The following is a 12,504-nucleotide window of genomic DNA, read 5'->3' as shown; positions in this document are numbered from 1 at the left end:
ATCTTAACTTTGCCACCTGTTAAGGCTTTATTAGCCAGACTGTTAATGTATAAACGATTAAATGACATGAACAAGGGACCCGTTTCTCAATTTATCCAGCACCATTACCGCCACTTTAACGCAGCTGCATTGGTGGATGCTGCCAAAGGATATGAAACACATTTGCTGGAAGGCGGTAAAATGATGGTGACATTGGCCGGTGCGATGAGTACGGCTGAACTGGGCATTTCTTTCGCAGAAATGATCCGTCAGGGTAAAGTAGATATCATTTCCTGCACCGGTGCAAACCTGGAAGAAGATATCATGAACCTGGTTGCACATACACATTACAAAAGAGTGCCTAACTACCGCGATCTGAGCCCGCAGGAAGAATGGGATCTGCTGGAACAGGGCTTTAACCGTGTTACTGATACCTGTATCCCGGAAGAAGAAGYGTTTCGCCGTATCCAGAAACATATCTACAAAATCTGGAAAGACGCAGAAGAGAACGGTGAGCGTTATTTCCCGCACGAATTCATGTACAAACTGCTGCTGAGCGGCGTAATGAAAGAACATTACGAAATTGATMCAAAGAATAGCTGGATGATTGCTGCTGCAGAAAGAAATATTCCTATCATCGTTCCAGGATGGGAAGATAGCACCATGGGTAATATCTTCGCTTCTTACTGCATCAAGGGTGACCTGAAAACGTCTACCATGAAGAGCGGTATTGAATACATGATCTTCCTGTCTGAGTGGTACCGTGCAAACTCCGGTGGTAAAGGCGTAGGCTTCTTCCAGATTGGTGGCGGTATTGCTGGTGACTTCCCAATTTGCGTAGTACCGATGATGTACCAGGATCTGGAATGGACTGATGTTCCTTTCTGGGGTTACTTCTGCCAGATATCAGATTCTACTACCTCTTATGGTTCTTACTCTGGTGCGGTTCCTAACGAAAAAATTACCTGGGGTAAACTCGATATTCATACACCTAAGTTTATCGTAGAATCAGATGCTACTATCGTAGCCCCACTGATGTTTGCGTATATCCTTGGATGGTAGTCAGCTTTTAGCTTTTAAATAAAAATGCAGCGGAGATAAAATATGCTCCGCTGCATTTTTATTTAAGCCAATAGTCAGATAAATAATTCTGCTGCTATCCCATCTGCAAACAATCGTCCTGCCCTGGTAAGCCGAAGGGTATCTCCCACCCGTTCCATATGCTGCGCCGCAATAAAAGGCTGGCTATGTGCTACCAGGTGCGTAGCTAGTGGAGCCCCAAATTTTTCTGCCACCCATTCCAGGTTACAGCCGGCAGAAGTACGCAATGCCGTCATAATGTATTCGTTGAATTGCATGGCAGTAGTCAGCGATTCCATCTCAAAAGGAACTTTCCCCGCATTAATACCTTGCATGTATTGGGCGTTGTTGGCAATATTCCATTGCCGTGAATGCCCGTTAAATGAGTGCGCCGACGGGCCTAAGCCGAGGTATGATTTCCCCTGCCAGTAGCTGCTGTTATGCTTTGAATGCCAGCCCGGTAAGGCGAAATTGGATATTTCATAATGTTCATACCCGGCAGCACCCAGCATCTCCATGAGCATTTCAAAATGATGTGCTGCTTTATCGGGATCTGTGGCGGCCATCTTCTTTTTCTTGATGAAATGATCCAGTGCTGTACCCGGTTCTACGGTGAGGGCATAGCAGGATAAGTGCGGAATACCCAGCGCAATGGCCTGTTGTACGTTCTGTTGCCAGCCCTCATTGGTAAGTGTAGGGCCGCCATAAATGAGATCGATGGTGATGTTATGGAAACCCAGTTCCTGTGCCTGCCGCACACAATCCAGCGCCTGCTGACTGTTATGTGCCCGGTTCATCCAGGTAAGGTCTTCCTCGTGAAAGGATTGTATACCAATACTCAGCCGGTTGATGCCAGCGGCTTTGAGCATAGAGAGCTTTTCTATGCTCAGATCATCGGGGTTGGCTTCCAGCGTTATTTCAGCGTCGTCTGCTACCGGGAAGGTGGCGCGCAGATGCGATAGTAATGCCTGCAGCTCGCTGGCCTGCAGTAGACTGGGGGTGCCGCCACCAAAATAGATGGTGTGTACCGGTGCCCCGGCCAGGTAGTCTTTTTGCAGGGTGATTTCCTGCAATAAACATTCTACCATTGCTCCCTGCTTTGAAACGGAAGTGGAAAAATGAAAATTGCAGTAGTAACAAGCCTGTTTACAAAAAGGAATATGTATATAAATTCCGGACATGCGCGTTTTATAGTGGTCTGCCATTGCCGTTTTACGGGGCAACTATGGACTATTTTAATATCTTTGCAACATCAAAATTACGTTTCAGTTTTGTTATGTGAACAGGACTACGTTAATTGCTACTGTTTCCTGAGAGCATGAAAGGGGCGTTAGTATTGAAAAACCGATTTTAAAGTCATTGCAAAATATTTTCCTGGTGCGAAACTGGTTATTGCTGTTATTCATTTTCAGTTATTTGCCGATACTGGCGCAAACAACAGATTCCGCTGCTGTAAAGCCGCCGGTAGTAAAGAAAAAGCCGGTAATTGCCCGTACAGCTGGTGATTCCTCGCGTCCGAAAGTGCATACCACCCCACTGGTGAAAAAAGATTCTGCCCGGGTAAACCATAAGCCTGTGGCGCCATTAACAGCATCCGTTAAAAAAGATACCACTACAATAGCGGCAGATACCTCGCTGCATAAAGCCGATAGCACTGCTGTGGCAGCGGTTCCCAAGGTAAAAGTGCCGTCGGCATATGATCTGTTTATGAAGAAGCTGGCGGCGGAAAATATCTTCCTAAAGCCTGGCAGACCATCATTTGTAGATACTAACCCAACGCGTCCCTACCGCAGTATGGACTGGCTTATTTATTTGATGGCGGGTGTATTGTTGGTATTGAGTGTGATCCGCCTGGTGTATCAGAAGTATTTTTCAGATCTGTTCCGGGCCTTCCTGAACCCTACGCTGAGTCAGCGTCAGCTAAAGGATCAGTTGTCGCAGTCGCCATTCCCCAATATGCTGTTGAATGCTTTTTTTGCGATTGCACTGGGTTTATATTTCTATCTGGTATTATACCGTCAGCAGGTGTTTCCGCAGGCAGAGCCGTGGTTGCTGATTCCGGGTTTAATTGTGCTGGTAGGAGCAGTATATGGATTTAAGTATGTCATGTTACGCTTCTGCGGCTGGTTATTTGGTAATACTGAACTGGCAGATGCCTACATTTTCATTTTATACCTGATCAATAAAATTCTGGGGGTATTGTTAGTGCCGTTTTTGGTGATAATTGCGTTCTGTAGCCCTGAAATTGCCCGAACTTTCCTCTATATATCGTTATTTTTTATTGTATTACTCATTATATATCGGTATATTAGGTCTTATTCACTAGTTAAGCAATACCTATCCTTCAGTAAATTGCATTTTTTTCTTTACCTTTGCGCATTCGAAGTAGCGCCTGTTTTAATATTAACCAAGGTGCTACAGAATATCTGGTTAACTGGTAATCCCTGATTATCGCCTATTGTTAACACTAGAGCAAAAAACGTATGATAAAAGGCGGGCCAAAAAAAGATTTGCAAGGTAAACAAATTCAGTCAATCCTAATTTCTCAACCTAAGCCTGAAACTGAAAAGTCACCCTACTTTGATCTGGCCAAGAAGTTCAATATTAAGTTGGATTTTTTCCCGTTCATTAGGGTGGAAGGTTTGCCAGCGAAGGAGTTCAGAAAACAGAAAATCGACATTCTTAGCTTTACAGCAGTGATTTTCRCCAGTCGTAATTCGGTAGATCACTTTTTCCGTATTTGCGAAGAAATGAAGGTCAAAGTGTCGCAGGACTGCAAGTATTTTTGCATTACAGAAGCGGTAGCATTGTATCTGCAGAAATTCATTCTGTATCGTAAGCGGAAGGTATTCTATGGAGCAGATGGTTCTACCAAAGGTGTGCTGGAAGTAATGAACAAGCACAGGGATAATGAAAAGTTCCTGTTCCCAAGTTCCGATAGCCAGAAGAAAGACATTGAAGAGTGGTTGAAAACCAACAAGTGTGAGTATGCTACTGCTACCCTTTATAAAACGGTATCTACGGATGTAAAGGAAGTATTGGCGGCTACAGCGTACGACATGATCGTATTTTTCAGTCCTTCAGGTGTGAAATCATTGTTTGAAAACATGCCGGAGTTTGAGCAGAATGGTACCCATATTGGTGCCTTCGGACCTACTACCTCCGCTGCTGTTGAAGAAGCCGGGTTGAGACTGGATGTGAAAGCACCACTGCCACAAGCACCTTCCATGGCTGCTGCGTTGGAACAGTATCTTACTACATTAACTAAGAAGTAGCAGTTTTTCTGCAATAATATTGAGCAGGGATGACCATTTGGTCGTCCCTGCTTTATTTTAGCAGTTAGCCATTAGCTTTTAGCTTTTAGCAAAATGCAGCGAAGATCATATTATGCTGGTCTCCGTTGCATTTTGCTAAAAGCTAAAAGCTAATGGCTAACTGCTAAAAAAATATTTCTTTGTAATCCTGAAAAAATAAATTTCTTTGTAAGAGAATATTTTATCAATCAGTTATCGCGTATCGGAATCCATGAACAAGCTTATCAGTGAAACCAGTCCGTATTTGTTGCAGCATGCACATAATCCTGTTAATTGGTATCCATGGGGAGAAGAAGCACTGCAGCGTGCTTTGCAGGAAGACAAACCTATTCTGGTGAGTATCGGCTATGCAGCTTGTCACTGGTGTCATGTAATGGAGCGGGAGAGCTTTGAAAATGAAGCCACTGCTGCCATCATGAACGAGCACTTTATTAACATCAAAATAGACCGGGAGGAAAGGCCGGACCTGGATCATATTTATATGGATGCCGTGCAGGCCATGACAGGCGCCGGCGGTTGGCCATTGAATGTGTTTCTTACACCGGAAAAGAAGCCTTTTTATGGAGGCACTTATTTCCCGCCAACGCAGGCCTACAACCGCCCTTCATGGACCGATGTACTACTTTCCATTGCGGATGCTTTTCAGCAGAAGCGCGAGGAAATTGAATCACAGGCAGATAATCTGGTGCAACATATCAGCCAGTCGGGCCAGATTGGCCTTCAGCCTGGATTTGCCTTGAATATTCCTCACGACGAATTATTTACCAAAGCACAGTGCGACAGCATCTGTGAAAATATACTCAAACAGGCAGATACCACCTGGGGCGGTTTTGGGCGCGCGCCTAAATTCCCCCAAACCTTTACCATTGCATATTTACTGCGTTATCATCATGCCTGGGCTCATCCGGCGGCGCTCCAACAGGCATTACTGTCGCTGGATAAAATGTTGCAAGGCGGCCTTTATGACCAGCTGGGTGGCGGATTTGCGCGCTATTCCACTGATGAAAAATGGTTAGCGCCGCATTTTGAGAAGATGCTGTATGATAATGCGCTGCTGATAGATGTGCTCTGTGATGCGTATCAGCTAACCCACAACGACGTATATGCGCAAACGATAAAGGATACACTGACCTACATCGATCGGGAAATGACTTCTCCGGAAGGGGGCTTTTATGCTGCGCTGGATGCCGATTCAGAAGGCGTGGAAGGTAAGTTCTATACCTGGAGTAAGGCCGAAATCCATCATATACTGGGAGAACAGGCGAAACCTTTCTGTGAATATTATGATGTAAGTGATCATGGCAACTGGGAGGAAACAAATATACTGTGGGTAAAACAGCCACTGTTGCAGTTTGCCGCGGAAAAAGGATATGACGCCGCTATACTGGGAGCCATGTTGCAGGGCTGCCGTGAAAAGCTGCTGGCAGTGCGGGCAAACAGGATTCGCCCGGGATTGGATGATAAAATTTTACTGGGATGGAATGCCATGATGGTACATGCCTGCTGTAAAGCTTATGGTGCACTGGGAATGGAAGAATATCGGGAGATGGCCATCCGCAACATGGATTTTTGTTTAGCAAACTTCCGCCAGAATGCCGACAGCTGGGCTTTTTATCATACCTGGAAACAGCAGGAAGCTAAATATCCGGCTTTCCTCGACGACTATGCGTGTTTGATTCAGGCGCTGATAGCCCTGCAGGAAATTACGGGTAATACCGCGTATTTGTACCAGGCCCGGGATATTGCCACTTTCGTGACCGCACACTTTAGCGATGAAAATCAGCTTTTCTTCTACTATACCATTGAAGGCCAGGATGATGTGATAGTGCGCAAGAAGGAGATCTATGATGGGGCGGTGCCCAGTGGTAATGCGGTGATGATGCAGAACCTTTGGTATCTTTCTGTTGTTTTTGATCATAAGCCATGGGCTAACAGGTGTACGGGCGCTGTTTCCGGTCTTGCGCAAACGGTAGTACGTTACCCAACTTCCTTTGGCGTGTGGGCGAGCCAGTTATTACAGTTTGTGAAAGGTACCCCGGAGCTGGCAGTGGTAGGAAAAGATTTTAAGGAGAAGATGCAGGAAACCCAAAAATGGTTTATCCCGTATAAAATATTAGTGGGCGCAGAAAAAAATATTTCTGATATCCCGCTCCTGACGGATCGGGCCCGGGAAAATGAGACTTTGATCTACTTATGTAAAGATTATCATTGCATTAAGCCAGTATATTATATGGAAGAAATTATTAATTTAATATAATAATTATGTAACTTGCCCCTTATAAGGGTGGCTGGCGATTCAATAAATGTTATTACGACTATATAATAAAATGTTAAAAGTAACGTTTAAACTAGTTACAGAACGGTGATGAGGAGGATTGAAAAAGTTGTATAAAAAGTCACTACGGATTAAAATTAATTATTACATTTGCTATCTTTCATATAAACAAAGCGGGTGAAATATGAGAAATGTGTTCCCTTGTATACAGGCAAATCGCACCAGGCTGGTTAATAGAAAAAACATATTCTGATGAAAGCTACCCTTATGAAGCTTAACTATGTAAAAGGTCTGTTGGCAGTTTTGCTGGTTTCCCTGCTGGCCAGCTGTGGCGGTAGTAAAACCCCTAAAAATGCACAAGGGCAATTGATCGGCGTAAGTCCGAGACCAAAGTACACTCCCCCTGTACCTTACGGCATGGTGTATATCCCAGCCGGAACTTTTCACATGGGTCCCAGTGATGAGGACGTAAACTATGCATTTACAGCGCGTAACAAGGCTATTTCCATTTCAGGCTTCTATATGGATGCCACGGAAATTACCAATAACGAGTATCGCCAGTTTGTGCAGTGGGTACAAGACTCCATCGCCCATATTTTGCTGGGCCATGTAAAATCTGATGATGGTCATGATATCATTGACTGGAAACAGAAAATTGTCTGGAAAGATAAAGCCACCTGGGAGAAACTGGATGCGATGGTATATACCGAAGCAGACAGGTTATATGGCCGTAAAGATATTGATGTTGGTAAACTGATTTACCATCAGGAAACTTTCAACTGGGATAAAGCCAAGCTGAGAGAGAACATCGGTAAACCCCGTTCTACCTTCATTGTAAAGAAAGACGTTCCCATTTATCCGGATACACTTTGCTGGATCAGAGACTTCTCTTATGCCTACAACGAGCCAATGACACGTATGTACTTCTGGCATCCGGCATTTGATAACTATCCGGTAGTAGGTGTAAACTGGCACCAGGCCACCGCTTTCTGCGAATGGAGAAGTAAATTCTGGGAAGATTATCGCCTCAGTAAAAAACTGTTTACGGAAGATAAATTCCAGTTGCCTTCGGAAGCACAGTGGGAATATGCAGCCCGCGGCGGAAGAGAGMAAACACCTTATCCTTGGGGTGGTTACTATATCCGTAACAAAAAAGGATGTTTACTCGCCAACTTTAAACCTGGTCGTGGTAACTATCCGGAAGATGGTGGATTCTACACCGTGCGTGCAGATGCTTACTGGCCTAACGATTACGGATTATACAATATGTCCGGTAACGTAGCCGAGTGGACCGCCGATATCTTCTACGAAAATGCCTACTCATTCACTTCCGATATGAACCCTTATCTGAGAATGGATGTACCAGATGATGCACCATTGAAAATGAAGCGTAAAGCTATCAGAGGCGGCTCCTGGAAAGATGTGGGTTATTTCCTCCAAACCGGTACCAGAACATATGAATATCAGGATAGTGCTAAGTCGTACGTAGGTTTCAGATGTACCATTGCCCTGAGCAGAAGAGCGAAGCATAGATAGTAGAATCAAATTGTAATAGCCTGTATTAATAACTACCAAAGAAATCCTTTTGTATTATGTACACTATTATTAGCAAATCAGTGAGAATTAACTATTCCATACAGACTTTAACTATTAACACTTTAACCAGTAAATTTTAACCTATGGCTATGAATCCTAACAAAGCTAAATGGCTGAACTTTTTCGTATGTATTGCGGCTTCCGTAGTAATTATCGGAGCGTTATTTAAACTGCAACACTGGCGGGGAGCTGATATTGCTTTGATCTTAGGTTTGAGCACAGAAGCGCTGATCTTCTTCGTATACGCTTTCGTGCCTGATTCCAGTGCATCTCATCCTGAAGGACAAGTAGTGGCAGTTGCCGGCAGTCCTGCAGTAGCGGGCCTGGACAAAATGCTCCAGGAAGCAGACATCACACCTGCTAACCTGCAACGTTTGAGCGAAAACTTCCAGAAACTGGGTACTACCGTTGACAAAATGAGAGACATCAGCGACGTAGTAGCAGCAACCGGAGATTACACCCAGAAAACAAGAGAAGCTGCCAGCGCTATTGGTAATGTAGCTAACGCTTACACTACTGCCGCTGCTGCTGTATCTTCTTTCAACAGTGCATCAGAATCTACTAAAGATTTCCATGTACAAATGCAGGGTATGACCAAAAACCTGGCTTCCCTCAATGCTATCTACGAACTGGAACTCCAGGACACTAACAACCACCTGAAAGCAATGAACTCATTCTACAGCAACCTGCAGAATGCTTCTACTGCAATGAGTGGCAGCATTGAAGATGCTAAGAAAACACAGGAACAAATTTCCCTGCTCGCTAAAAACCTCAGCAACCTGAACTCTATCTATGGTAACATGCTGAGCGCAATGCACGGAGGAAGATAAGGTATAGCTAATAGTTTTTGAATTAACACTTATAATTAAATCTGAAAACAAACTATGGCACTACCTAAAGATMCTAGGCAGAAGATGATCAACATCATGTACCTGGTCTTGACGGCCATGCTCGCGTTGAACGTCTCTGCTGAAATATTGAACGCATTTAGTATCGTAAATAACTCAATCAATACCTCCAATAAAACGGTAACAGATAAGAACGATTTGATTTACTCTCAGTTTGAGGCCCAAATGAAGGACAATGCTGCKAAAACAGCTCCTTACAAAGCCAAAGCGGAAGAAGTAAAGAAATTGTCTGCCGGCATGTATGAATACGTGCAATCTTTGAAAGAAACCATTATCACTGAAAGCGGTGGTAAAGACGAACATGGTGAAATTAAAGATAAAGCTGGTCTGGATGCCCCTACTAGGGTAATGGAGAACAACAAAAAAGGACCTGAGTTAGAAAGCAAGCTGAAAGAGCTGCGTGCAAAATTCATTTCCTATATTGACGATCCTAAAAAGAAAGAACAAATTGAAAAAACTTTACCACTGAAAATAGAAGTAGGTAAATCCGTGGATGATGATCACGCAGCTGGTCCTAAATCATGGACAACCTACCACTTCAACATGGTACCTACCATTGCAGCTGTAACCATCCTGGGTAAATTCCAGAATGACATCAAAAACTCAGAATCTGCGGTGATTGACTATCTGTTCGGTCGTATTGATGCTCAGAACTATAAATTTGATAAAGTAAAACCTTTCGTTTCACTGAATTCCTCAAACCTGATGGAAGGACAAACCTTAACTGCTAATATCGCGATAGGTGCGTATAGCAGTACAGTGAATCCAACCATTGTTGTAAATGGCCAAACCGTTGAAGCACACGAAGGCTTAGGAACTGTGAATTTCCCTGTTTCCGGACTTGGCGAAAAAACCATTTCTGGTACCATTACCTTACCTAATCCTACAGGTGGCGCTCCTGTGTCCTATCCCTTTACAGAAAAATATAATGTAGGTGCTTCAACCACCTCCATCTCTGCCGACAAAATGAACGTATTGTATATTGGTTTGCAGAACCCAATTTCTATCTCTGCTGCCGGTGTACCTGCTGAACAAGTATCTGCCTCCATTAGTGGTGGTAATATGACTAAACGCGCTTCAGGTGAATATATCGTTACAGTAAGCCAGCCAGGTAAGGCAGTCATCAACGTAGTTGCTAACATCGATGGTAAAACCAAATCACTTGGTCAAAAAGAATTCCGTGTAAAACGTGTTCCGGATCCAGTGTTGAAAGTAGGTGTTAACAAAGGCGGTAGCATGAAAGCGGCTGACTTTAAAGTACAGGGCGGCTTACGCGCTGACCTGGAAGACTTCGAATTTGAAGGCGTAAAATATGAAGTGGTTGGTTACCGTGTTGGTATCTCTGCCAAAGGCAAAGAATACCAGGAAGGTGATGCTACTTCCGCTTATTTCCCTGGAAACGTAGCAGGATCTATCCGCTCTCTGCGCCCAGGTGATGAAGTGTTTTTTGAAAACGTGAAAGTGAAAGGCCCGGACAATATCGTTCGTTCGATGCCAAGCACTATATTTAAATTAAACTAACGGTCAATTAATTACTGAATTATGCGAGCAGTAATATTTAACAGAATAGGTTGGTGCACTCTTTTGCTGGTAATGCTGGCATCAGCTGCCGATGCGCAAAGACGTGGTGGGACTACCCGCCGCAGAACTGCTAACACAGCTACGGCTACACCCGATGCGTCAGTAGTAAACCCGGCAACAGGGAATGCTGTTACACCTCCATCTGCTCCCCCTGCTTCTCAACGCCCGGACGGTATCACCGCCCCTGTGGTGGACACTCCCCGCAAATCATTGCGTATTGACGGGGTTGTGGAACGAAACCTGGCAAGAGAACGTACGCCCATCGCCTACGACTACATCCGCGAGGATGACAGATTCTGGGAAAAGCGTATCTGGCAGGTTATTGATATCAGGGAGAAAATCAATCTTCCTTTTCAATACAACGTGGAAGATGAAAGCGGTACCAATCAGCTGTTCATAAATATTCTGCTGGACGCTATCAAGAATAAAGAGATAGAAGCTTTTAGCGCTATCGACGACCGTTTCACCACCATCATGCCCTACTCCGAAATCCAGAATAGACTCAGCGGTGAAGAAAGAACCGTACGCAGTATAGATCCGGTAACCGGCGAAGAAAAAATGGTGACTACCCGCGACGACTTCGATCCACGTACCATCAAACAGTACAAAATCAAAGAAGTTTGGGTATTCGACAAAGAAGCTTCTGCCCTGAAAGTTCGCATACTGGGTATAGCTCCAATGGTTTCCCGTATAAACGAAGACGGTACTGTCCGTGCCTCCATTCCTTTATTCTGGGTGTATTATCCTGATTGCCGCGGTATCCTGGCCAAACACGATGTGTATAACCAGAATAACGATGCATCTACTATCAGCTGGGAAGACCTTTTCGAAATGCGCTTCTTCGGTAGCTACATAGTGAAGGAAAATAATACCTACAACCGCGAGATCAAGGATTATATTAAAGACGGTGTAATGCGCCTCCTCGAAGGACAAGCGATTCACGATCGTATCTTTAATAAAGAGCAGGACCTCTGGCAATACTAGTATAGCTTAAAGCATAAAGCACAAAGCATAAAGCGATTATAGCGAATGATTAAAGCGAGTAGTAAATCACTCATCAGCTTTGATCATTCGCTATAATCGCTTTATGCTTTGTGCTTTATGCTTTAAGCTCTTTTTCTTACCTTTCTTTCCGTATGCAGCAGCTCGAATTACTTCGTAAAACCGTTTTTCAGATGATGCCCCTCCCCGATCATGAATGGGAGGCATTCTCTGCTGTATGGACCCCCGTGCAGTATAAACGAAAAGAAGTATTGACGGTAGCCGGTGAAGTGGAGAAATACCTCTACTTCGTTATCACAGGCGTACAAAGAATTTTTAGCCTCGATGGCGATAAAGAAGCTACCCTCCTCTTTTCTTATACCGGCTCCTTTTCCGGTGTACTGGACTCCTTCCAGCTACAACGCCCCTCTCCCTGGTACGTGGAAACGCTCACACAAAGTGAACTGCTGCGTATGAACTACGCCGACTTTAACCGCCTGACACTCGAATTTCCTCTGATAGAAAGATGGGCAAGGATAGGAACAGTAGGGGCATTATCCGGTGTAATAGAACGCCACCAGGAGTTGTTGTCTTTCACAGCTGAACAAAAATTCAGAAAGCTGCTCACCCGCAGCCCTCATGTATTACAATTGATTCCCCATAAATATCTTGCCTCCTACCTGGGATTAGATCCGGCTACTTTCAGTAAACTACTGAGTACTGTAAAATTATAAAATGTTGATCTGCACAAAGATTTTCCAACTGCCGTTGGTCTAATTTTGTGTGAAAC

10 protein-coding genes are annotated in these 12,504 nt (G+C 44.2%); 9 read left to right on the top strand and 1 reads right to left on the bottom strand.

Annotated elements, in window-relative coordinates; genetic code table 11:
• Positions 1 to 66 precede the first annotated feature (66 nt).
• Positions 67 to 1,041: a deoxyhypusine synthase family protein gene (locus tag AC1DFM_RS26775; protein WP_477079837.1), complete on the top strand. Its 975-nt coding sequence runs from the start codon at positions 67 to 69 to the stop codon at positions 1,039 to 1,041.
• Positions 1,042 to 1,115: 74 nt separating this feature from the next.
• Here the strand turns inward: AC1DFM_RS26775 and hemW are convergent, their stop codons facing one another.
• Entirely contained in the window at positions 1,116 to 2,240 is a 1,125-nt protein-coding gene (gene hemW / locus AC1DFM_RS26770; protein WP_477079836.1) for a radical SAM family heme chaperone HemW, read from the bottom strand.
• A 196-nt stretch (positions 2,241 to 2,436) separates the two neighbouring features.
• On the opposite strand from hemW, the gene AC1DFM_RS26765 reads away from it, so the two are divergent.
• The 8 genes from AC1DFM_RS26765 to AC1DFM_RS26730 all read left to right on the top strand — a co-directional run bounded on the left by AC1DFM_RS26765 (position 2,437) and on the right by AC1DFM_RS26730 (position 12,448).
• Positions 2,437 to 3,507 (top strand): DUF4271 domain-containing protein, encoded by a 1,071-nt coding sequence (locus tag AC1DFM_RS26765; protein ID WP_477079835.1) that lies wholly within the window; start codon positions 2,437 to 2,439, stop codon positions 3,505 to 3,507.
• A gap of 35 nt (positions 3,508 to 3,542) precedes the next feature.
• The gene (locus AC1DFM_RS26760; protein ID WP_477079834.1) at positions 3,543 to 4,334 is read left to right on the top strand and encodes a uroporphyrinogen-III synthase; all 792 of its coding nucleotides are present in this window, start codon (positions 3,543 to 3,545) and stop codon (positions 4,332 to 4,334) included.
• A gap of 250 nt (positions 4,335 to 4,584) precedes the next feature.
• Complete coding sequence (locus AC1DFM_RS26755) at positions 4,585 to 6,630, top strand: thioredoxin domain-containing protein (RefSeq protein WP_477079833.1); 2,046 nt, start codon at positions 4,585 to 4,587, stop codon at positions 6,628 to 6,630.
• Positions 6,631 to 6,900: 270 nt separating this feature from the next.
• Positions 6,901 to 8,184 (top strand): T9SS ring complex lipoprotein PorK/GldK, encoded by a 1,284-nt coding sequence (porK, locus tag AC1DFM_RS26750; protein ID WP_477079832.1) that lies wholly within the window; start codon positions 6,901 to 6,903, stop codon positions 8,182 to 8,184.
• Positions 8,185 to 8,333: 149 nt separating this feature from the next.
• Positions 8,334 to 9,074: a type IX secretion system motor protein PorL/GldL gene (gene porL, locus AC1DFM_RS26745; RefSeq protein WP_477079831.1), complete on the top strand. Its 741-nt coding sequence runs from the start codon at positions 8,334 to 8,336 to the stop codon at positions 9,072 to 9,074.
• Between the two features lie 54 nt (positions 9,075 to 9,128).
• On the top strand, positions 9,129 to 10,673 hold the full coding sequence (gene porM, locus AC1DFM_RS26740; RefSeq protein ID WP_477079830.1) for a type IX secretion system motor protein PorM/GldM: 1,545 nt from the start codon (positions 9,129 to 9,131) through the stop codon (positions 10,671 to 10,673).
• 21 nt (positions 10,674 to 10,694) lie between these two features.
• Positions 10,695 to 11,717 (top strand): type IX secretion system ring subunit PorN/GldN, encoded by a 1,023-nt coding sequence (gene porN / locus AC1DFM_RS26735; protein ID WP_477079829.1) that lies wholly within the window; start codon positions 10,695 to 10,697, stop codon positions 11,715 to 11,717.
• A gap of 152 nt (positions 11,718 to 11,869) precedes the next feature.
• Positions 11,870 to 12,448, top strand: a complete 579-nt coding sequence (locus tag AC1DFM_RS26730) for a Crp/Fnr family transcriptional regulator (RefSeq protein ID WP_477079828.1) — start codon at positions 11,870 to 11,872, stop codon at positions 12,446 to 12,448.
• Positions 12,449 to 12,504: the final 56 nt, after the last annotated feature.

The organism is Chitinophaga sp. 05T412 (genome assembly GCF_056396465.1).
This window is presented reverse-complemented; position numbering and strand designations above follow the sequence as displayed.